This is a genomic window from Geomicrobium sediminis, assembly GCF_016908595.1.
Lineage (GTDB): Bacteria > Bacillota > Bacilli > Bacillales > Marinococcaceae > Geomicrobium_A > Geomicrobium_A sediminis.
On record NZ_JAFBEC010000001.1, the window covers coordinates 415,964 to 439,571 of the forward strand.

The window sequence follows — 23,608 nt, forward strand, 5'->3', positions numbered from 1 at the left end:
ACTTAAGATTAATAATTAATTATAGATTTTTTCATTTTATTTCATAATGTATGAGGGGGTCTCCATGAATACGACTTTCAATCACGTTAAACCTTTATATGAACAAGCTTATGATCTCGTGAAAAGACTGATCCTCTACGGAAAAATCGCCCCGGGCGAAAAGGTCATCGTTGCCAAATTAGCAGACGACTTAAACATAAGTCGAACACCACTTCGAGAAGCGTTTCGGCAACTGCTAAAGGAACAGCTCGTTACCGTAGACCGTAATGGTGTGTTGCGCGTCATTGACCTTGAGTTTGACGATTTAGACGCTTTGTATGATTGTCGGAAAATTACTGAAAAAGAGTTCATCGCAAATATTACGACCTCAATTAGCGACGCGAATCTTTTACGCATTGAGCAGCAAATTGACTACGCAAAACGGTTATCTAATGAGCAACCGGATGAATGCATCGAGTTTTTTGTGAACGTTTACTCGATCCTCATCGATGCCTGTACGAACAGGCGCCTTGCTCAGCTCGTACAGTCAGTTCACTCGTTACTACTTATTTATGTTGCGCCTACAATCAGAGAATCATTTACTGAACGTATCGCTGAACAAGAACAGCTGCTTTTTGCGATGCAATCACGCGATGAGTCTAAGGCAATTCAAGCGATTACTTCAATCATTGAATCCGAACGAAATCGAGGAATTGTTTACTTGAATGAGCGCTCACTAGACACATAACTCGACTGTAGAAACTCCTTGTCCAGGTGGCGAACGTTCGTGCCACCTGCAAGTGCTAACGTTAAATCAACATCAGCTACTAATTGTTTGAACAACGTTTCAACACCCTCTTCCCCTCCTACAGCCAATGCATACATAGACGGCCTCCCGACAAGGACGGCAGTGGCTCCAAGAGCAAGAGCTTTCAATACGTCTGCACCTCTTCGAATTCCACTGTCCATCAAAATCGGAACCCTCCCTCGGACAACGTCTGCAATTTCTGGTAAAGCATCGATTGCCGTAATTGAGCCATCAACTTGTCTACCACCATGGTTTGAGACGATGATTCCGTCGACATTTGCCTCAACTGCAAGCTTCGCATCTTCAGGATGTACAATTCCTTTTAGAATGATTGGAAGTGTTGTATGTTGCCTTATAAACGACAAGTCTTCCCACGTAAGCGTTGCATTCCCAAACACTTTAGCCCATTGTTCAATGGCAGCTTGAGGGTCCTCTTCAGGTGGCTTTTCTAATTTTGCACGAAAAGCAGGATCAGACAGGTAATTCGCAACACCTTCACCTTTTAGAAACGGCAAATAGGCATTCGTTAAGTCTTTCTCACGCCAAGCCATCATTGGAGTGTCTAACGTAATCACAATTGCCGAGTAACCAGCACGCTCAGCACGTTGCAAAAAGCTTGCAGCAATCTCTGCATCGCGGCTCCAATAAAGTTGAAACCAGCGCGGGTGATCTCCCATTGCTTCAGCAATGTCCTCTAACGTAGTCGAAGCTGCTGAACTAGCAATGTAAGGGACACCAAGCTTAGCACAAGCTCGGGCAGAACCAAGCTCTTTGTCTTCATGGATAATAGATTGGACACCAATCGGTGCATGCAAAACTGGAAACGGATACGTATGTCCAAATAATTCTACTGAAAGATCACGCTCTTCAACGTTACAAAACATTCTTGGAACGATGTTGTACGCTTTAAAGCGATCAACGTTTGCTTGAACAGTGTAGTCACTACCTGCCCCGCCTGCAATATAATCAAATGCTTCACTCGTTAGCTTGTCACTAGCGCCTTTTACCCAATCCTCAAATTGGATTGGAAAGGGATTGGTTTGTTGTGATTGATAGATTGCAAACTGAACTTCGTTTCCAACATTCCTCACGAAAATGTGCCTCCAATAACCAACTTTCCATAAGTCGAACGATTCCCTAATGCCGTTAATGCGCTAGGAACTTCATCAAAAGGGAACACGTTGTAAAGGAGTGGCTTAATGTCACCTTTTTCATAAAGCCTGCACAATTCTTCATGAATATCATGAACACCCTCTGGATACAGTCGTGCATAATAACCCCAATGTACGCCTACAAGGGAATAATTTTTGACGAGAGCATGATTCATCGGTGCTTCTGGGATCGTCCCACCTGCAAACCCAACGATAAGAATTCGACCATCAAAGGCAATGCATTTCCTTGAACGATCAAACACATGACCACCAACAGGGTCGTAAATAACGTCTGCACCTTTTCCATTCGTTAAATCTTTCACTCGTTGAACGAAATCTTCTTCTTTGTAATCGATGGCGTAATCAGCGCCTTGCTCTAAGCATTGGTTTACTTTCTCTTCACCACCTGCGGTTGCAATTACAGTGGCGCCTTGGCTTTTACCTAGTTGAATCGCTGCTGAACCTACGCCACCAGCTCCCGCATGGACAAGAAGCACTTCTCCTGGTTGTAGCTTCGCACGGTGGTGTAGTGCATAATACGACGTTTGATACGTAATAAACAGTGCCGATGCTTCTTCATAGGACATCGCTTCCGGCACTGCAAATACTTCATCTTCCCCGACAACGACAAACTCTGCTAGCCCTCCGTTAGGCAGTTTCGGACGTGCCAACACTTTTTGCCCTACGTTCCACTTACTATCTTCGTCTGCTTCGACAATTGTCCCTGAAATCTCTGCCCCTGGTGTAAATGGAAGGGGCGGCTTTTCTTGATATTTCCCTTGGCAGAGTAGAATATCAAAGAAGTTCAAAGCGGCTGCCTTCGTATCAATAAGAAGCTGTCCTTTTGTGCGAAGCGGTTTCTCATCTTCTTTTAAGACGAGCGCTTCAGTAGGGTCTGCTAACGTTTCTACGATCCATTTCTTCATTTTTAAAATCCTCCCTTATCGTTTAAATGCGGCTGCGCCGTCATCTACGTAGTGAACATGTGCATTTAAGAATGATGCGTCATCACTTGCTAAAAAAGTAACAAGTTTGGCAACATCATCAGGTTGACCGGCTTTTCGACGCATTTGCGCCCGTTCGATTTGCTCCCATACCTCTGGTTGATTTCTCCAATCCGTAACGATCCCTGTTTCAATCAACCCAGGAGCAATTGCGTTCACTCGAATGTTGTATTTCGCCAAGTCAAACGCAGCTGACTTTGTCATTGAAACAACCGCTCCTTTACTCGCATGATACGAGATGCGATTGCGATCAGCGATAAATGCATAGATTGAAGCCGTATTAATAATGACTCCTCCATCTTCTTTCATTGCATTTCCAGCTGCCTTAATTCCGAAGAAAACACCGTATTGATTAACTGCAATCGTTTTATCATAGTCTTCAATGGACATATCCAACACACTCGTTGGTTTTGTCCCAGTGCCAGCGTTGTTGAACATAATGTCCAATTTTCCATGCTGCTCTACTGCAACGTTGACCGCATTTTGAACGGCATCAAAACTCGTGACGTCTGTTTGAACGAACGTTGCCTTTCCGCCTGATTCAGTAATTAATTCTTCCGTCTCTTTACCGCTACGTTCATTCAGCTCTGCAACAATGACAGATGCCCCTTCTGCTGCAAAACGAATCGCCGTTGCACGTCCAATGCCTGATCCTGCACCCGTAACGACGGCAACTTTATGCTCTAATTTCATCTCGTAACCTCCATCCCATTTATGAATGCGCTTTCTATTTTAATAATTCGATCAATTTAGACGGGATTCCTTCTACTTTTCAAACTCTGTTCGATCGTTTTAACAAAATAAAAAACGCAATTCGCCTCGATCCCGAATTACGCTTTCTTTCTTACAGTTGATGAATCTTCTGAGGGCTTATACGCCATTAGAAGCGATTGCAATTGTTCGATTGTTTTTGTGTAGTGATCAATATACACGACTTCATTTGGTTGGTGAGCTGTGCTTCCTTCAATTCCACTCCACACGATAATCGGGTAATCACTCGTTCCCATTTGATACCTTGAACCGTCCGTATAGCCTGACATTCCGAACGTCCGACTATTAAGATGTTCACAAGCGAATTCTACGAACTGGTGATGATCGTCTGTTTCTAATGGGGGCAGGTCATTAATGACTTCTACACTCGCTTGCAATTCAGGATGCTGGGCTCTTACATGTTGGATATGATTCTTAATGTCTTGAACGATTGATGCGTGACTTTGACCTGGCAATGTACGAATGTCGATTTCGACACTACTTTGATCAGGAACCATGTTCGTATTCTTACCGCTGTTCATCACATTAAAGCTAAATGATGGTCGCCCTAACTTTTCATCATTCGCATCAAAACGAAGGGCACGTTGTAGCTCATTCACAATGGAAATTAAATGCATCAACGCATTGACTCCACGCTCAGGCTTGGAGCCGTGTGCAGTCTTCCCATGTGTCGTAATTCTTAGCCATAATGCACCTTTGTGAGACGTAATGACCCTGCCGTTTGTAGGTTCTGTAATTATCATTGCACTCAAGCAATCCGTGTAACCTTCTTCGGTTAATTGCTTCGCACCTATCGCACCCCGTTCTTCTCCAATTGAAGCAAAGAGCTTAAGATCAAATGGAAGCTTTATTCCTTCATGTTTAATTCGACAAAGCACTGCTACAGCTGCCATTAAGCCACTTTTCATATCACATGCGCCTCGAGCATAAATCTTCCCATCAACTTCTACTGGGTCAAAAGGAAGAGAATCCCACGGTACATCTCCAGGTGGTACCACATCCATATGTCCTGATAATCCAATCACTTCATCGGTTGAACCATCTCCAGGCAGCGTTGCGATGAGGTTCGTACGTCCTGCACTATGAGCAATTGCTGTCGTTTCAATGCCATACTCTGTAAAAATGAACTGAAGCTTGTTTGCTACAAGTTCTTCATTACCAGGTGGATTTGAAGTATCCATTTCTAAAACTTCTTTCAGTGCTTGTATGGCAATCGAGTCATTGATCACGCTTCCAGCTCCTTTATAAATTGCTCTTTGAAATGTTCTTTTTGTTCATTTGTAAATGGCTTAGGTCCACGAACTCTTTGCTTGCTCCTTCTTCGTTTCGCTGATTGATGGCGTTCAAATAACATCGCATCAATTCGATCTTTGGAATATAAAAAACCCGTATGGTGCAACACTTTACAATTCTTCTCAAGCGCTAAAGCCGCAAGACCATAATCTTGCGTAATAATAATGTCACCAGGCACTGCTAACTGTACGATCTTATAATCAGCCGAATCATTACCTGGATCAACATAAATGACTTCGGCCTCTTGCTCGACATTTGAGTAGTGGGCGTAGCTTTTCACAAGGACCACGTCTTTCCCTCGCTTCGCTGATTCTTCAATAACGACATCTTGCACGGGACAAGCATCAGCATCAATGATGATCTTCATTGCTCTTTTCCTTTCTCTTTCGTTAACGTCTTCTTTATCCATCTACCCTCTGTACAATTCATTGATTATCTTTTTATTTATTCCCGATTCTATAAAAAGAGAAACAAACCGCCTCCAATTAAATTGGCAAGACGGTTTGCTCCGATTGTTATGTGCTCGCAATAAACGCTTCATATAGACGATTGGCATACTCATCGTCAACTAAATTCTCCGGATGCCACTGCACTCCAATAACAAAAGAGTGGCGTTCACTTTCAAAAGCTTCAATGATGTTATCAGATGAAACTGCCGATCGCCGAAATCCTGAAGCGAGTCGGCGTACCGCTTGATGATGAAAACTATTAACTTTATAGCGACTAGACTTAGAGATTCGCTGTAGCAACGTACCTTCATCAACGTCAATAAAATGGGACACATGTTGCCTTGGTGCTCGTTGTTGATGTTGTAACAAGTCTACATCGTATTGACTGTAAATGTCTTGATACATATCCCCGCCGGCAGCAATATTTAAGATTTGACACCCTCGACAAATCGCAAGAATTGGAAGATTTGCTTCTAAAGCGGCTTGAATGAGCATCATTTCAAAAGCGTCACGATCAGGGTGAATGCTTCCTAATTTAAGATGAGGTTCTTCACCAAACAAAGTTGGGTCGATGTCTCCCCCTCCTGTAACAACAAGGCCATCAATCGATGAAATAATGCGTGGAATCGACGCTTCATCAGGAACATTCGGAAGAATGATTGGTATTCCATTTTCATTTGCAATTCTTCGTAAATTATCCTGACTCATATGGTGCGTTCCGTTTTCATCCATATGTGAAGTAATGCCAATCATCGGTTTTCTCGTCATAATAATCCCTTCTATCCGATTGTTTGTTGAGCGTAACGCGCACTCGTTCCATCTTCAGTTGTTAACATTTCCATACGCTTCAAGACGTCGGTAGGTTTACGGTATGCGTACATTTTCCCATAATCGATATACCGGTTTGGCCATTGTAACTTGCGGTCATCTAATGCAACTTGGGGTAACAGTAGTGGGCGTCTATATTTACAAGCATAATCTGCTTGCTCAAGCACTTCACTCTTATCGGTCGACTCAATCATGACCGTCGCTTCAGAAATCCCACTCATCAGTGCGTAGCGCATTGGAAAATGCCAACGCTGCACCTTTACAGAAGGCGGGAACTGAGAAATGACAAGGCCGTGATCTTCTAATTGCCCTTGGAGCACTTGATGCTCACGTGGGTGAAAATGAGTGATTGGTGTTCCTAAAACAGCAACCGTTGGCAATTGATGATTAACGGTCGCTTGCTGAACGACTGAGTCAATGCCTTTCGATAATCCAGAAACGATCACATAGCCTTCTTGTCCGAGCTCTTTCGACAATTCGTAAGCCATAGCTTCCCCGTTTTCTGTCGTTTTTCTCCCTCCAACAACCGTTACCAGCCGCTTCGTTAACAACTCAGGGTTTCCACGCATAAATAGGAATAAAGGAGCATCGGAAATTTCAGACAGTTTGTTCGGATAATGATTTTGACCTTTTTTTACGATGTAATCATCCGCTCCGAGTTGTTGGAAACCACCGACGACTGCAGTGTACGCTTTCTCCATCACTTCCAGCTCCACGCCTAAATCATCAGCTATTAGACGTAAACTTTTAGACAATTCTTCAGTTAATTGAAATTTCTCAGCTAATCGTTCAAACTCAGCCGTTGCCTTCTTATCTGAACCATTGAAAATCGATTGAATTGTAAAGTAATTCATCGCCTCATAGACTGTTGTTGCTTCATTCTTTTCGAAAAGTGCTGATATATAAGCAATTTGGTTTCCGTGCATACGTTTTCTACGTTCTTCCATATCACTTCTCAAATATAAATTTCCACTTGGGCTTGTCCGAACTGGCTTCACCTTGCCAGTATGTACAAGCTGATTTAAGCGTTGCGGTGTAATCCCTAAATAAGCGGCCGCTTCACTTGCAAACAAGATCTCCTGCTCAATGATCGGTCGTAAAAACCTAGAATCCATCTCCTTCATTTGCACTGTATTCACCCTTCTTTTTACATGTTATTTTCTCTTTATATAGGTCGATGCTCTAGTTAAGATAAGTCATAAGGTTGTTTTTTGTATATACCTCTACTTCTTAACTATTGCCTTCATCATAGCATTCAACGCTACTTATTTTCAAACTTTTTTGTTAAATACAAAAAATAACATCTAAGGAAAGGGATTTTGATTCGACAATTGGCAAGGATTTTGACCGCTTTTGTCGAATTTGTGACAAACAAAACGCGTGCAATTTTCGCACGCGTTTACGCTCACCTTTAATAATAAGGCGGGTACGGATAAGGAGGTGGGGGTGGCGGAGGCGGTGGGTATGGATAATATCCTGGACCAAATCCGCCACCTGCTAACCCTCCAATTACTAACCCTGGAATAAAACCTCCACCAAATCCAGGCCACGGCGGCCTTGGTGGTCCATGACCATGACCATGACCATGACCGTGTCCATGTCCATGTCCGTGTCCATGTCCATGTCCATGTCCGTGTCCGTGTCCGTGTCCGTGTCCGTGTCCGTGTCCGTGTCCGCCATGATTACGCGATTGCTGGTTAGGATCAATGGTTACGTCTGCATAAGGATATAACGTTTCGTGTTGCACGGATCTCTCACTCCCTTTCTTTAAATCCGTACTACAGCCTATGCGAACGTCACAGAGATGTGAGTGATCTCTATACAATCAATTAACTTTCTTTAAAGTGATATGGAAGAAACGAATTGGGCTTTTTCACCGTACTCAATCGCTCTTCTTTCGTTTCACGAGAGCGATTGGTCGCTACAAATGATGATTCTTCACTCCAAGTTCCATCAACGTTTACACGATAAGCATAGGTCGTCCCAGGCTCAAGTTCTGTTGCCAAAGACGTGTACAACCGCTTCTCACCATGTTCATCATAGACTAATTTTGTTGACGCATCGTAGCGCTTCGCCGCAGCGCTATAGAATTTCTCTGGATCTCGCTTTTCAACAACTTCTATAAAACCTGACTCTGTTCTAGGGTGCGCTTCAAAATGAATCGCCTGTCTGTTTGGGTGTTCATTGTACCAATCGAACGTTATATTTTCAGGTTGATCATCACCTATTGCTTTGACAATCTCACCTTCCCACACCTCGCTTTTACGCCCATCAGGGGCAACAGCTTGGATTCTCACATCACCTTCAAGTGCTGTTAACATGCGAGTAACTAGATACCCTTCTTCATTTGTGACTGGAATCTCACTCCAATCAACAGGTTCTGCATCAGATTTTTTGAGATATGTCTTCGCTTGTTCATTCCCTGATATCTCAATAAATTCATCATCACCCGTCTCCGTTTCTTCATAGACATAATACTGTGTGTTTGGTCCAACGGGGAACCAATGGCTCTCTTGTTGTTCGTGAAGGTCATGGTAAAGCGACGTTGCCTCTTTCGTCTGTACGCGCGGGATTTCAGTCTCTACGTGTAACGAAGCGCCTTTTACGCCGTTCCCGTTCTCATCTGTAACAACAATCTCCGTTTCATGCCCTACAGAACGTCCTTCTACCTCAAGATGTAATCCTGGAACGACGTTTACTTCGAGCACGTCACTTTCATGAGACTTGTGATCAATCACAAGTTCTTCCATCGAAATGTCCGTCGTACCAATCACATCTTCTTTTACATGAAAAGTAGCAACCCCGCTATGAACTCCTTCATCCGATACCTCTATAGAAACCAATCCTTTTTTTTGATCAACATCTCCATGACGACTTAAATCCACATCTTGCAACTCCAATTGATCAGCGTTATACGTCAATGTACCACTTGCTTGATCATTTGACTCAAAAACAAAGTGGACAGTTAGCAATTGTCCAGCAATGACTTCTTGATCTGTACGCCAATCAAACGACTGATCGGCTTCAAGATTCTCCTCTAATTCCAGCTGTCCCGGGTGCTGAATTGTTCGAGTAGAATGCTGTTGATGTTCAATCTGCATCACTTCCAAAGTTGATACTTCATCATCAGAACTTATAAATGTGTCTGTTGCAAACAAGGAAGAATAATGAACACCAAATAATAAAACACTTACCATGCTAATACCGATCAGTCTCTTCAAAATTCTGCACTCCCCTACATTTTGAATAAACTGATTTGCGCAAAACAGTCTCGACGTATACGAGAATTTCGCCCACAAAAAAAATAACCCTTTTCATAAATTGAAAAAGGGTCTTTAGTCACGACTTCGTGTTCGCATAAAAGCGATGATATCGTCGCTTTGTGCTGTATTCTCGGCAATTTTGTTGTATTGTTCATGACCACATGCGAGGCATCGATGTAGCAATTGAAAGCCTTTTTTCGAATGAGATTTTAGGTCTATAGGCTCCATTAGACTGTGACAAGTTGATGCACGATCTCCCGGAATGACGTCCACATGCTTGGAGTATAAACAGCTCGGACAATGATTGCGGTAACTTCCGTTTTCCAAAGGTTCGACTACCATTCCACAATGCTCACATGTGAATTGTGTATTCTCTGTTGCTCGACTCACTTTTCTCTTCCTCCATCATTCATTGTTCTGCATGCTAGTTTAGCACAAAACGTTCACTCAAATTCTTTCAACATTTACTTCATTAGTTTTGTAAGTTTAAAAAGGTTAGGTGTTGTAATTGACTTGTACACAACACCTAACCTTTTTATTATACTTTTGGAAGCTCTAAACAATATCATGTTCCTGTATTCGTTTTTTCCAATTGCTCTAACGCCTTGTTTACTTCACGTACATCGCCTGCTAGTGAGGATTCAAGCTCTTTAAGGCGCTTTGATAGCGTACTTGGTGATACACCAAAGTGCGTTGCAATGGCTTTCTTCGTGACAGTCGCTTTCGCGATCTTCGTTTCAATTAGGTAACTTAATGTAGCTGAGAACACTTCTGCCTTGCGAATGTTCGGCTCTTCACGTTCGCAATAACGACGCCACAACAGCTCTCCTACTTGGCGGTACTCTTCCTTATCTTGACCTGCCATGTACGCTGCGTACTGTTCAACAACTTCTTGTTGCTCATTCGTCTCAAGTGCAGCTGGTTCTACATCGTTGTCTTCTGATGAGCTTTTTTCACCATATAAACAAATGAGTAGTACATTTAAGAACTCTTCATTCATGTATGCTCGTGAATCTTGATAGTCACTATCGTTATATTGAGCTAGGATCGTCTCTTTACGTTCTTTGGCGTGATCTTTTAACAATTGCAATGGCGCTGCAAAGACTTGCTTCATTTCACCTGCTGGCAATAGAACGGTTAATAACAACTCGCCCTTTTCAGGTTCGCGACCTTGCTCATAGTTCTCTTGATTAAGTAGAACGTGAGTACGTTCATGCGTAAAAATATCATCAACAACAATCACATTGTCCCCTTTGATCTCTTGAACTTCATAGACCGATGGCGCAACGGATGGCCACTGCTTAAAGCTCTCAATGACAGAAGGGCGATGCAGTTTCGGCAGACGTCCTTCTACAAAGCGCTCCATCATCGTCTTACCTTCAAAGGAATGACAGACCATTACCCAAATGGCTCCGAAGAACTGCACAAAGTTCTTTCCTTCTGTGTGCAATCCAGAACTGTCTACTTTTGCATGAACGAGGTTGTTTACTTTTTTCATTTCTTTGTTCATGACGTGTTTGAATAATTGATCTTGTAGATCACGTAAGTTTTGGTTTACAGTTTCAGAGATTTGTACTGTTTCGTTTTTCCCACAACATTTTTTATATTTTTTCCCGCTACCGCATGGGCACGGTTCATTTCGTCCTATACGTTTAATTTCCAATCGCCCCTTGTTACAATTTCAACCCAACCCTATAGTACTAAGATAGCTGATTCTGGCGGAAAACTCAATCTCCCAACATAGGGAGCGACTGGAAATCTTTCTTAAAGTCTTCTTTTAGTATAGGAAAAAAGGGATGCAAGCCTATGAATCCAGCCTGCATCCCTTTCTATCATTAACGCATGAGCCCAAAACCTGGTCTTGGTACTGGTAGAATAACAGATGCTTCTCCTGTTGCATGAATTCGTTTCGTCACGACATCAGTCTGACCGTGCTCATCTGTAATTCCTAGTGTTACGGTGTACGTACCTTCACGCAAATACGTATGATTCACTTGTTCACCTGAAGCACGTTCTCCATCTCCAAATGCCCATGAGTAATTTACAATCTCCCCATCAGCAACGGAATTCGAAGCGTCTAAGAAGAAGCTCTTGCCTGATTCAATCGAATTTGGCAAAGTAAACTCAGCTCTTGGCGCATCTGGCGCTGGTGCCGGCTCTTCTTCCGACGGTACGTTAATGAACAATTTTCCATCTGCTGTTTCACGAACTTCGTTGCCGAATTGATCTGTCGCACGGAGTTCAATGACAGCACCGTTCGCTACAGCATTTGAGATTGCTGTCCAATACCCAACATAATGCCCTTCTGACGTTTCACGCATCGGTAATTCAACGACATGATCAGGCAAGTTCACGAGTGGCATTTGAATGACAAACGAAGCATCCAATCCACTTACACTATCAAACGATATTTGAACCGTTTCCCCTGCATTCAAGTGAACATCTTCTGCTGGTTGAACATTTTCAATCGTTGGTGCTTCAAACCCAGCATATACTGTAACTTGTTTTGTAGAAACATTACCCGCGAGATCCGTTGCTTCTACAACAATTTCGTTCTCGCCAAGGTCTAGAAGAAGGCGTTGACTAAATGCACCGTCCTCAGAAACCTCTACTTCTCGTTCATTAATTGTAAGAGAATCAAGGTTCTCATCTTCAACAGTTCCAGTAACAGTAATGGCTTCACGGTTCGTGACTTCACCATCTTCTGGTGATTCAATCGTGATAACCGGGTCTACCGTGTCTTTAATAACGGTTACTGGATCTGAAGGATCAGATAGACCGTCTTCAACTTCTGCACGAGCGACAAGTACGTTCTCGCCTTCAGTTAAATCAACTTCCGCACTCCAAGAACCTGCTTCAGCCTCTGTTCTCGTTACTTCTTCCTCATTGTTGTAAATGACCATCTCTGCTTCTGCTTGTTCATGCAACGATCCTTCTACAACAATGCTCTCTTCATTCGTATACGTCATATCTTCTGGCGTCTCAATTACCGGTGCCTCTAACTCATAAGAGACGTCGGCACGGATCATAAAGTTACCATAGCTTAATTCTTGTTCAAAGCTTCCGCTCACATACAGGTAAGAGCGTTCAGCGTTGTTGGAAGACATATCTGTACCGACCGCAGGAGATAAGTCCCCAATTTGCGTTTGAATGGTCGTTACGAAGAAATCACGATCTGTTACAACGCCATATTCAGATAAGTCAACATAGTTCCAAGCTCCACGTTCTACTTCGATCTCAAAAGGCTCAACGAGCTGAGTCGTTGGGTTCCCTTCACCGTCTGTATCATAGACAGCGATTTGAGTTTCTGTACCTCCTGGTACAGGGAAATCGTCACCCCAAACGTAAAGATTCACGCCATTAACACTCGCAGCTTCACTCGGTGTAAATTGTACAGCCATCCCGTTGTTTGCTGCGTTTAAGACGACGGCATTTTCAGCATTGCCGTTGTCATATGCAATCTCATCATCAAAGCCGATAAATGGGCGCATTTCAACCGTTACTTCGGTTGCTTCACCGCCGACAACTTCAATTCCACTCATTTGTGTACTGTGGAAGCTCGGTGCTGAGACAGCGATCGTGTACTCGCCTTCAAGCACATCTTCCAATGTGAAGTTCCCATCTTCATCGGTGATTGCATCTGTAATTGCCGGGTCTTCAACGACGCGAACGGTCGCATCTTCTACCGGCTCATCATTTCTTTCATTTACAACAGTTCCCGTAATTTCACCTGTAGGAATCTCTGTAAGCATGAAATTGGCCGTTGAACTTTCTCCCTCTTGAACCGTCACTTCTTGTTGCTCAGAGTAGAAACCATATGCATCTGCTTCGACCGTATACGTACCTTCACTATGGTTAATGCGATACGTTCCAGTCGCTGGATTCGTTGTCGCTGAGCGATTCGTCTCAAGCACAGTGACTGCTGAAGATACTGGTAATCCACTTACGGAAGGAGCAATTGTTGATGTTTCTTCGCGTACATCAGACTCTTCATAAGGCGTTGAGCCATCCGGAGCAGGGATATTTGTCACCTGTTCAAGTTCACGCTCAATGCGCTCATCAGATGGGCGTTCTGCTTTTACGTCATCATTTTCAGCAACATGTTCAACATCTTCACTCGTTCCAACAACCGTCACTTCATCAATGTACCAACCTGGGTAAGCGATGATACTGTCAGAATCAAAAGCAAAGCGGATTTGAATGCTTTCGCCTAAATAATCATTAAGAGAGATCTCTGCTTGAGCCCAAGCTTGATCACGGCCTGTGAATTCAGCAAGTTCATCCCACGTTTCACCGTCATCACTTGATACTTGCACAAATCCATAGTCCCAGTTGTTCTCAATGTCTTGCCAATGAGTTACATGAAGTTCAGCAAGATCTACGTCATCTAGTTCAATGATTGGGCTACCGATATAGCTATCTTCAGCATTATTGTAGTTGCCAGATAAGTTCGTCGCCCACAGACGCTCACCTGTTAGTGCTTCATTTGGTCCTGAGGTCGGCTCTCCCCATTCCCAAGAACTATTCGTTCCACCGCTTTCAAAACCTCCATCATCCTCTTGGAATGTATTGTGATAGAAAACGGTGATGTTCGGAGCAACAGCTGAAACTTCGTTTGAAGGATCGCTTTCGTTGCCATCATAATCACTCGCTGTTACGACGTACGTATACTCTGTACCACCTTCAACGTTTAAATCTTGGAACGTTGTAGAAGATGTCGTCGCAATGGAGTCAAATTCGTCATCTGTAGCACGGTAAACCGTGTACTCGTGTAAATCAAGCTCTTCATCGACTGGTGCATCCCAATCTAATTGAAGTCCTGCCGTACTAGATGTAACGTCCAAGTTCTCTGGTACTGAAGGCGCTGTCACGTCTTCACCGACGAGATGAACATTGTCAAGATACCAACCTGTAGCAGTTGTTGCACTGTTCGATTCTAGAACAAAAGCAACAAGAACAGGCGCTTCACTACCAACATAATCATCAAGGTCTACATAAAGGGACTGCCATCCGTCGCTGTTACCAGTAAATTCTAAGGCTTGCTCCCAATGATCTCCGTAGTCATCCGAGACAAGAACATTTGCATAATCAACACCTGAAATGACCTCTCGCCATTCATTTAAGCGAAGTGATGCCGTTTCAGCGTCACGCAAATCAATGGGAACACTATAAAGTACATGCTCATCATCACTATAGTTGCCGCTCAAGTTTGTGCCAACGAGGTTTTCCCCGTTTACAGGTTCAGGTCCGACTTCAGGGCTTCCCCACTCCCAGTCACCTTCAAGCACCCAACCAATTGGCTCAGATTCAAAATCTTCACTGTAGTTGTCAGGTGTAACACCAAAGTCAACTTCTACAGAATAACGTTCTGTTTGTGCAACGTTATTACCGTAGTCACTAGCTTGAATGAAATACTCAAATGATTCGTCGCCAAGAAGGTTAGCAGGAAGAACAGCACGGTACGTACCTTCTTCGTGGTCACCCGATACTTGTTCCATCGTGAACACGTAATGGTGATTAATCTCATCATTTGTCATCCAAACTTCAGCATCCGTAACAGATACATCATCTGTAATCGTTGCTGTGATCGGCACATCGTACCCTGCAAACACACTCTCTAAAGGAGAATGTTCGATTTCAGGAGGCAAATCATCGCTTCCTTCTTGCAATACAGAACCTTCAATACTTCCTAAGTTACCAGCAATCGAAGCAACCGCTTCGTATGCGTTCACCATTCCCACGCCATATGCATCGTTAGGAACCGTCGTATATTGACTGTCCGTTAACGGATCTGCAGTCTCATCGATGATGGCTTCAATTTCATTTGGTGTCAGTCCACTGTCTGTGGATAACAACAATGCCGCTGTTCCTGCAATGTGAGGAGCAGCCATTGAAGTTCCGTTCCACCCGGCTTCATATCCACCTGGTACTGATGAACGGATGTTCACTCCAGGAGCGGAGACATTTGGCTTTTGGTCGCCTTCATATTGACTAGGTCCACGACTTGAAAAGCTTGCAACCGCATCATTGATATCCGTTGCTGCTACTGCATAGCTTTCAGGATAGTTTGCAGGAGGAGTAACTGTTTCATCTCCTGGACCGGAGTTTCCTGCAGAAAATGTCGGCATAATGCCTGAGTCTTTCCACGCTTGAACCATTGGTCGGTACCAATCATTCACCCCAGGTTGACCACCCCAAGAGTTGTTTACAATGTCTGGTGCTAAAGAGGGGTCATCTTCTGGTGCAAGCATATATTGACCCGATGCAAGGAGATCTGACTGTGTACCACCAAGAGCCGAGAATGCCCTTGCAGAGATCCAATTGGCATCAGGAGCTACACCGATTTTGTTCTCATCATCAGGACCCTGACCGAGAATAGTCCCCATCACGTGTGAACCATGCGGCTGAGAAGCCAAATCATATGGCATATCCTGACCTTCAACAGCATCGAACCAGTTTCCGTATGGATCGGAGTTTTCAGGGTCATCTGGATTATATCCACGCCAGTTTTCTTGAAGCGCTTCATGCGTCCAATCCGTTCCACTGTCAATAATACCGACCGTAATGCCTTCACCGGTAACGCCTATGTCATCCCACACATCCGGTGCACCAATGCGGTCAATGTTCCATTCCACATTGTCGTCAGTCGCTTCGATTTCTTCACTCGAGACTTCTGGTAAATCCAACTCAATAAATTCATCGAGTTTAATGCGGCTAATTTCTGGGCGATAAGACAGAGTACGAAGGGTGTCTCGATCAAGGGTTGCTGCGACAACGTTCATAATGTAGTACCCTTCGTATTCGATGACGTTTCCTTCTTCTTCAGCGGCTTCAAGTAAGCTGACAGTAGCTGCTTGTGTATCCGTTGCTGTGCTTCTTAGTGCATTGTAGACACTGTTACTGATTGCACGCTGTTGTTGATGTGGCGTTGCATTAGACCCAACCGATTGCAACCCTTGCTGTGCTGCAACAGCAGTGTCGACTTGCTCTTCCATTTCAATAAGTACAGACACATGCTGGTCTTGTCGAAATGCTCGCACTACCTCTTCGTCAATTTTTTCACTTGCTCGATCTGCAAGCTCTCGTTGTACATCGTTCACATCTGATTGATTTGCGCTTGCAATGGAGGGAGTTGCGAGGACACTAGCATAAGGAGATAAAATAAGTGCACCAATCATCATGACAGACAGACTACGCCTTTCGAGTTTACCTTTTTTCATTCGTTTCCTCCTTTTTTCTTATACTCCGGTGAACGCTCTACATGAAACAGAGAATGTCGAACCGAAAGTCACCTCCTTATGAGTATGAAGATTTATGTCGGAAGTCTTTGTTGTCACTCTAATACTACTAGATTAAATATTTAAAAAAATGAGAATAAACCACTTTTGTTTTTACCATTTTTTAGTACAAATGGTTGATGAGGAACATCTAATCTTCAAGTGAACAATCCTTCAATGAGAGACCAATGAACCAACACCCTTACTTCGATTGTCATGATGAAACCTGTGAGAATTTGTATGGTTCTGTCGAGACGATGACAACCGGTAGGGATTGCTGTCGAGCATTCTGTACGTTCAGCAATGAAACAAAAAATGATTACAAAGCGTCGTCGAACGAGTCCTACTTTTTTCTAGAAAAATTCAGTTTAGACACGAAAAAACCACTCTAAGCAACGTACATTACTTAAAGTGGTCGTTTCTTACTGCTTAAACCATGCCTTCACTTCTTGCATGACGTCTTCTACAACCCCGTCTTCAAACGGACTGTTAAGACCTGCCGACTCAACGAGGTTCACAAATGATTGAGAACCGCCTAATTTACAGAGAGCAAGGTAATCATTCCAGGCAGCTTCACGATCTTCATTTGCCTTCTTCCAAAACTGCAAAGCACAAATTTGAGCTAAACCGTAATCAATATAATAAAAAGGAATCACAAAAATGTGTAACTGTCGTTGCCAGAGACTACCGCCTTCTAAGTAGTCGTTATCTCCATAATTAATGTGCGGCATATAGGTACGCTCTAAATCACGCCAAATGGCTTTTCGTTCCGCTGATGTTAATTCAGGTTGTTCATACACTCGATGTTGAAACTCATCTACAGCCACCATGTACGGAAGGGCAAAAACCTTGCCCGCAAGGTGGTCGTAGAAGTACTTATCTACATCTTCCTTGAAGAAGTTCTCCATCCAAGGATATGCAAAGAATTCCATGCTAAAGGAGTGAATTTCTGCAGCTTCCATCGTTGGGAACTGGTATTCTTCAACACCTAATTCACGGCTTTCATACGTTTGGAACGCATGACCAATTTCGTGAGTCAACACGTCAATGTCCCCACTCGTTCCATTGAAATTCGCAAACACGAAAGGAACCTTTTCATTTGCGATGAACGTACAGTACCCTCCACTCTGTTTACCTTTTCGAGAGAGCACATCCATTAAGTCACGATCCAGCAACTGTCGATAAAAGAACTTCGTCTCTTCAGAAAGCTCAACATACATCGTTTTTCCTTGTTCCAAAATAAACTGTGCGTCACCTTTTGGCTTCGCATTGCCATCAGGATGCTTAAATTGATCATCATAATACATGAGCGTGTCTACACCGATGCGTTGACGTTGCTTTTCTTTCAATTCTGATGCAAATGGAACGATATGCTCTTTCACTTGTGCTCGGAACTTCTCCACATCTTTTGGATCAAAATCCGTACGCGACATCCGTGCATACGCCAATTCAATGAAATTCTCAAAGCCAAGTTTCTTAGCTGCGGCTGTTCGTACTTGAATAAGTTCATCGTAAATGCGGTCAAGTTCAGCTTCGTTATCTGCCATAAACGTCGTACGAGCAACTGCTGCAGCTTCTCGTACCGAGCGATCTGTATCTTGTTCAAATGGTGCCAGTTGGGCAAGTGTATATTCTTCCCCTTGGAATTCAATCTTGGCAGAAGCGATGAGCTGGGAATACTCGGATGATAACTTATTTTCTTTTTGAAGGTCTGGTACGATCTCTGGAGCGAATGTTTTCAACTGAAGATCTTTTAATGCAAACAATTGGGAACCCCATCGCTCCTCTAATTGCTCCCGGTACGTTGCCGAAACGAGCGCCTTCGAAAATGATTGAAATGCTTCTTGTAGTTCCGGTAAAACTTGATCCATCTTTTCTTGTTCCTGCTTATAAAATTCGTCCGTTGTATCGACTGAATGACGGATCGACACGAGTGTTTCTTGGGTCGTGACCTCTTTTTTTATTTCGTTCATGTCGTGCAATAGACGATTTTGCTCGTCAAAAGAGTCCGCTTTTTGGAACTGTGCCGTAATTGCATAGGTTTTATTCTGAATTTCTTCAACATTAATTCCATCGTATTCCATCTCATGGAATTTCTTCATTTTAAATCACCTCTAAACGATCATTCTACAGAAATCGAGGAATTCCTGCTTGAAGACGACGCTGAACTCTCCCGCACATTCATTCGATCATAGACTGAAAGCATTTTGTGATTTGGCTTTGTAAGACGACTAACAATCAATATGATGAGGAACGCGGTGATTACAGTTGGGATCATCGGATCAATGCTCGCAGGCCATATGCCAATGTTTTGTAGGATTGAGGCACCAATCGCTATAAAAGCTCCCGAAATGATGCCTGCCCATGCCGCTTCTTTTGTCATATTACGATAAAACATGCTAAGTAAAATAACGAGTCCACCCGCACTTCCTGCAATCAAATACGCAAGGTTCATCATTTCCATAATGTACGCCGGTCTTGCTATTCCAATTGGTACCGAGAGTGCTGCTAAAACTAAGACGAGTAGCTTCGTAACGACGAGCATTCGTTCTTCGGAAACGTTGCGGTGGATGATCTTTTGGTAAATATCTCGTCCAATACTTGATGCACCTGCGAGTAACCACGATGTCGCCGATGTCATGACTGCCATAAACATCCCCGCCATCGCCATCCCAATGACAATTGGAGGTGCATATTCCATCGTATAAGCAATCCAGAGCAACTCTGGATCTTCAATACTTGGAAACAAAGAACGAGCATAAATTGCTGAAATAAAGAATAGCGTTAACGCCGGTAAGTAGATGACAGCAATTGCAATTCCGGCTTTAATAATTTCACGCTCGTTTACTGCTGAATAGAAACGAGTTAAGTATCCAGGATTTCCAAGATAACCGAACAACCAAATAAAAAACCAAGAAAACGCCATTAGTGCTGTCAATTCGCCTGTAGACGTAAAATAATTCGGAGATTCCAATTGAATGGACGTCGTAACAGCTCCCCAACCATCAGAAGCTTGAATTAAGTACGGCATCGTGATGACGAGAGATCCGATAATAATAAACGTACCGATAAAATCCGTTTTCAAAATAATGACCATACCACCAAACACTGTAAAGATGACGACAAACGCTGCAGTAATAAACGTACTCTGGGTGTAACTCATTCCGAACATTTGCGAAAATAACAATCCACCTTGCACATAAAGTGAGCCGAGTAAAATCACCATCCATACACTGACGATTATGGAGAATACCGGTCGTAGAAGCGGACTATCAAAGCGCTCAGCAAGGTAATCTGAAATCGTCAATTGACCGAAACGCCTCAACTTAGGACCGATTAAGAAGCAAAGTACAAAATAACTCCAAGCAATACCAGCCGGAATCCACATCGTTCCTGCACCTAACTCATAAAACCAAGCCATTACCCCAAGAAAAGTCGCACCACTTACACCCGAGGCGAACAATGATCCGGCAATTAAATACCAGCGACCGCTTCTTGCGGCCACATAGAACGATGCGAGCCCCTTGGATTGCATATAGGACAATACGCCCGTCACAATCATAATTAGAAATACAATCGCCATCCCAACGTATATCATCTTGGAAAATCCACCTCCTCTCTATTTCTCCCACGGAAACCGTTCATGCTTGAGCCAATATCCACCAAGTACGAACGATGCAACGATCGGCAGTAAACAGACGACCATTAATAACGTTAAATCACCCAACAAGGAACACCCCCCTTTTGTACTATAATCCTTCTCGTACAAAGCCTTTTCAGCACTTTCGACAGCTTATCTAACAAAAAAACCTGCCCTACTCATGACTCGCCTCGGATCATTTTGATCACGAATGTTCATCACGTTTGGACAGGTAGTTGATTATTCTTTTTAAGCGCCGTGTAGTTCGTAAACGGCTTCGCCTTTTAATGCAGTATCTCCGTTTTGTTTACTTGCTCCGATTTCAAAGGTGACCGTTTTCTCATCACGATCTTTCACCGTCGCATGAAGCGTCACGACATCATCAAGGAATACCATCCCTCGGAAACGGATTTGGTAATCTGTAACGAGACCGTCTTCAAGATATGGTGTGAATAGTTTTGTTAAGTTGCCCATCGTCCACATGCCATGCGCAATGATGCCTGGAAGTCCAGCTGCTGTCGCTTCTTCATCAATCGTATGAATCGGGTTGAAATCACCGGAAGCACCGGCATACTTGATTAAATCAATACGGGAGACTGGAGGTAATGTGATCGATTCCAACGATTCACCTGCTTTGATTGTCTTTACATCCGTCATACGTTTAACTTCCTCCTTACCGTCTCAGAAATAATGACCGTCGATGTGGATTCAAAAACGATTTCACCGTTTTCATCTACACCATTGTTTGCTAGTGTTAAAAAGCCCATGTTACCGCTTTTTCCGTCTTTTTCAGCGTAACTCTTCACTTCTGCATAGCAATAGACGTCTTCTCCGACGAGCAATGGGCGTTTGTAATGATATCGTTGCTCCCCATGAATGAGTCCTACATTTGGCAAATGTAAGTCCTTAATTGTCCCGTAATCAAACGTTCTTGGAAACGTTGGTGGCGCAATATTCTTCCCGAACCGGGAGTCTTTACCGTATGATTCGTCTACGTAAAGTGGATGGACGTCACCAATTGATTCTGCAAACTTCTTTACAGCACCACGTTCAACGGTATTCTTTATTTTCTCTGATTTTAAACCTACTGCATCTTGGAACATTACGATTCCTCCTTTTGTTAGGCTTTCGGACCACCTGCGACGTAAATGACTTGACCATTTACAAAACCAGAACGCTCGTCTGCGAAGAACGCCGCGGTGTTAGCAATGTCTTCTGGCTTCCCACTACGAGCAACCGGAATGTTAGAAACGCTCGCATGAATTAAATCATCGAATGAAATACCAATGCGTTCAGCCGTTGCTCTTGTCATATTTGTCTCAATAAATCCTGGTGCAATTGCATTTGTCGTAATGTTGAACTTCCCGAGTTCAATAGCCAGTGTTTTCGTAAACCCTTGCAAGCCAGCTTTTGCTGTTGCGTAGTTTGCCTGTCCACGGTTACCAAGTGCTGAAGTGGATGAAATGTTAATGATTCGACCGTACTTTTGATTCACCATGTATTGCTGTACAGCACGGGCAGCATTAAATGAACCCTTTAGGTGAACATTCATAACGGTATCCCAGTCATCATCGGTCATTTTAAACAACATGTTGTCACGAATGACGCCAGCGTTGTTCACGAGAATATCTAGAGAACCGAAGTCATCATGCACTTCTTGTGCCGCTGCTTGCATCGACTCGTAATTACTTACGTCCGCTTGAATTGTCTTGGCTTCTTGTCCTTGTTCTTCGAAATACGCTTTGGCTGCTTGTAAGTTCTCTTCATTAATATCAACGATTGCCACTTTCGCTCCATCGTCTGCAAAGCGCTTAGCAATCCCTAAACCAATCCCGTGACTACCACCCGTCACGATGGCTGATCTACCTGTGAAATTTCCCATTCTTATTCGCTCCTTTAGAAAGATGAGTGAGCGCTCAGTAAGGAAATACCTGCACTCACCCACGTTACATTTAGATAAATTGACCGAGTTTCACGTGACCTTTAATTAAGTTACGGCTAATGATTAGGCGTTGGATCTCATCCGTTCCATCATAAATTCTCCAAAGACGTGCTTCACGGTACCAACGTTCAATCGGTAATTCTTTCGTATACCCCATTCCACCATGGATTTGAAGAACGCGGTCGATAATGTCGTTCCCTTTCGTTGCACCGTATAATTTTGCCATTGATGCGAGGTGGCGGTTGTCTTCACCATTATCAAGGCTAAACGCTGCATTTAAGACGAGCCATCGAGCAGCTTCTAGCTCTACGGCAGAATCTGCAATTTGCCACTGAATCGCTTGGCGATCTGCAATCGGGCGTCCGAATGTTTCACGCTCTTTCGAATAGTCAATCGCCATATTGAGCAAGCGCTCAGCAGAACCAACGGCGCGAGCACCAACGATCCAACGTGCAAATCCAATCCACTCAAGTCCTAAGTCGTATCCTTTATGAATTTCACCAAGAATGTTCTCTTCAGGTACACGAACGTCTTCAAAGAACAATGACGCTGGTCCCCACTCACCCATCGTATGGATGTACTCTGACGTCCAGCCCATGCTACGGTCAGCAATAAAGCACGTCACGCCTTCACGACCTGTTTTCTCGTGCAATTCTTTGTCGGTAATTGCAATAACCATAACAAAATCTGCTTCGTTTCCACCGGTAATGAATGTCTTCTCACCGTTTAGTACCCAATCATTGCCGTCTTTGTAGGCGGTCATCTTAATGTTACGCGTATCTGATCCTGCGCCAGGTTCAGTGATGGCGAAACAAGATTTCTTGTCTCCCGCAATTGTTGGAAGTAAGTATTTCTCTTTTTGCTCTTCATTTGCACGGTAAAGAATAATGTCTGCTGAACCACCGAAGCTAAACGGAACAAAGGTCTTAGAAACTTCCATAAGTACGAGCGCAAGCATCATCTGACCGAGGTCTGCTCCACCGTATTCTTCTGGTGTGTTAATCCCCCAGAATCCCGCTGCTTTTGCTTTTTGTTGCAGCTCCTTTACCTTTTCGGCAGGAAGACTCGGTTTTCCTTCTAATTCGTTACGTAAAACGTCATTTTCCAACGGCATAAGTTCTTTTTCTACAAACTTTCTAATTGTGGACTGTACCATTCTTTGTTCTTCTGTTAGTCGTAAATGCATCGTAAAAACTCCTTTTT

At 43.5% G+C, this 23,608-nt stretch carries 19 protein-coding genes; 1 reads left to right on the top strand and 18 read right to left on the bottom strand.

Annotated elements, in window-relative coordinates; genetic code table 11:
• Window positions 1-64 precede the first annotated feature (64 nt).
• A complete protein-coding gene (locus JOD17_RS02135) occupies window positions 65-727 on the top strand; it encodes a GntR family transcriptional regulator (RefSeq protein ID WP_204695496.1) in 663 nt (220 codons plus the stop codon).
• Here JOD17_RS02135 and JOD17_RS02140 read toward each other — a convergent pair.
• The 18 genes from JOD17_RS02140 to JOD17_RS02225 all read right to left on the bottom strand — a co-directional run bounded on the left by JOD17_RS02140 (window position 697) and on the right by JOD17_RS02225 (window position 23,591).
• The gene (locus tag JOD17_RS02140) at window positions 697-1,878 is read right to left on the bottom strand and encodes an alpha-hydroxy-acid oxidizing protein (RefSeq protein ID WP_204695497.1); all 1,182 of its coding nucleotides are present in this window, start codon (window positions 1,876-1,878) and stop codon (window positions 697-699) included. The two genes, JOD17_RS02135 and JOD17_RS02140, sit on opposite strands and share 31 nt — an antisense overlap.
• Window positions 1,875-2,864 (bottom strand): NADPH:quinone oxidoreductase family protein, encoded by a 990-nt coding sequence (locus JOD17_RS02145; RefSeq protein WP_204695498.1) that lies wholly within the window; start codon window positions 2,862-2,864, stop codon window positions 1,875-1,877. Before JOD17_RS02145 ends, JOD17_RS02140 begins: the two co-directional genes overlap by 4 nt.
• A 15-nt stretch (window positions 2,865-2,879) precedes the next feature.
• Window positions 2,880-3,635 (bottom strand): SDR family NAD(P)-dependent oxidoreductase, encoded by a 756-nt coding sequence (locus tag JOD17_RS02150; RefSeq protein WP_204695499.1) that lies wholly within the window; start codon window positions 3,633-3,635, stop codon window positions 2,880-2,882.
• A gap of 137 nt (window positions 3,636-3,772) precedes the next feature.
• The gene (locus JOD17_RS02155; RefSeq protein WP_204695500.1) at window positions 3,773-4,942 is read right to left on the bottom strand and encodes an ArgE/DapE family deacylase; all 1,170 of its coding nucleotides are present in this window, start codon (window positions 4,940-4,942) and stop codon (window positions 3,773-3,775) included.
• Entirely contained in the window at window positions 4,939-5,373 is a 435-nt protein-coding gene (locus tag JOD17_RS02160; RefSeq protein ID WP_204695501.1) for a YaiI/YqxD family protein, read from the bottom strand. The genes JOD17_RS02155 and JOD17_RS02160 overlap by 4 nt, the downstream gene beginning before the upstream one ends.
• 148 nt (window positions 5,374-5,521) lie before the next feature.
• Window positions 5,522-6,223 (bottom strand): gamma-glutamyl-gamma-aminobutyrate hydrolase family protein, encoded by a 702-nt coding sequence (locus JOD17_RS02165; protein ID WP_204695502.1) that lies wholly within the window; start codon window positions 6,221-6,223, stop codon window positions 5,522-5,524.
• 11 nt (window positions 6,224-6,234) lie between these two features.
• Window positions 6,235-7,407, bottom strand: a complete 1,173-nt coding sequence (locus tag JOD17_RS02170; RefSeq protein ID WP_204695503.1) for a DNA-processing protein DprA — start codon at window positions 7,405-7,407, stop codon at window positions 6,235-6,237.
• A 287-nt stretch (window positions 7,408-7,694) separates the two neighbouring features.
• A complete protein-coding gene (locus JOD17_RS02175) occupies window positions 7,695-8,030 on the bottom strand; it encodes a hypothetical protein (protein WP_204695504.1) in 336 nt (111 codons plus the stop codon).
• Window positions 8,031-8,112: 82 nt separating this feature from the next.
• Window positions 8,113-9,504, bottom strand: a complete 1,392-nt coding sequence (locus JOD17_RS02180) for a fibronectin type III domain-containing protein (RefSeq protein ID WP_204695505.1) — start codon at window positions 9,502-9,504, stop codon at window positions 8,113-8,115.
• 114 nt (window positions 9,505-9,618) lie between these two features.
• On the bottom strand, window positions 9,619-9,936 hold the full coding sequence (locus JOD17_RS02185; protein ID WP_338028740.1) for an RNHCP domain-containing protein: 318 nt from the start codon (window positions 9,934-9,936) through the stop codon (window positions 9,619-9,621).
• A gap of 175 nt (window positions 9,937-10,111) precedes the next feature.
• Window positions 10,112-11,209 (bottom strand): YecA family protein, encoded by a 1,098-nt coding sequence (locus JOD17_RS02190; RefSeq protein WP_204695506.1) that lies wholly within the window; start codon window positions 11,207-11,209, stop codon window positions 10,112-10,114.
• Between the two features lie 172 nt (window positions 11,210-11,381).
• Window positions 11,382-16,766 carry a S8 family serine peptidase gene (locus JOD17_RS02195; protein WP_204695507.1) on the bottom strand — a complete coding sequence of 1,795 codons (5,385 nt, stop codon included), beginning with the start codon at window positions 16,764-16,766 and terminating at the stop codon, window positions 11,382-11,384.
• 479 nt (window positions 16,767-17,245) lie between these two features.
• Window positions 17,246-18,925, bottom strand: a complete 1,680-nt coding sequence (locus JOD17_RS02200; protein ID WP_204695508.1) for a M3 family oligoendopeptidase — start codon at window positions 18,923-18,925, stop codon at window positions 17,246-17,248.
• 20 nt (window positions 18,926-18,945) lie between these two features.
• Complete coding sequence (locus JOD17_RS02205) at window positions 18,946-20,421, bottom strand: sodium:solute symporter family protein (protein ID WP_204695509.1); 1,476 nt, start codon at window positions 20,419-20,421, stop codon at window positions 18,946-18,948.
• 291 nt (window positions 20,422-20,712) lie between these two features.
• Window positions 20,713-21,120, bottom strand: a complete 408-nt coding sequence (locus JOD17_RS02210) for a MaoC/PaaZ C-terminal domain-containing protein (protein WP_204695510.1) — start codon at window positions 21,118-21,120, stop codon at window positions 20,713-20,715.
• Window positions 21,117-21,566 (bottom strand): MaoC family dehydratase N-terminal domain-containing protein, encoded by a 450-nt coding sequence (locus JOD17_RS02215; RefSeq protein WP_204695511.1) that lies wholly within the window; start codon window positions 21,564-21,566, stop codon window positions 21,117-21,119. The genes JOD17_RS02210 and JOD17_RS02215 overlap by 4 nt, the downstream gene beginning before the upstream one ends.
• Window positions 21,567-21,583: 17 nt before the next feature.
• A complete protein-coding gene (gene fabG, locus JOD17_RS02220; protein WP_204695512.1) occupies window positions 21,584-22,345 on the bottom strand; it encodes a 3-oxoacyl-ACP reductase FabG in 762 nt (253 codons plus the stop codon).
• 70 nt (window positions 22,346-22,415) lie between these two features.
• Window positions 22,416-23,591 carry an acyl-CoA dehydrogenase family protein gene (locus tag JOD17_RS02225; RefSeq protein WP_204695513.1) on the bottom strand — a complete coding sequence of 392 codons (1,176 nt, stop codon included), beginning with the start codon at window positions 23,589-23,591 and terminating at the stop codon, window positions 22,416-22,418.
• Window positions 23,592-23,608: the final 17 nt, after the last annotated feature.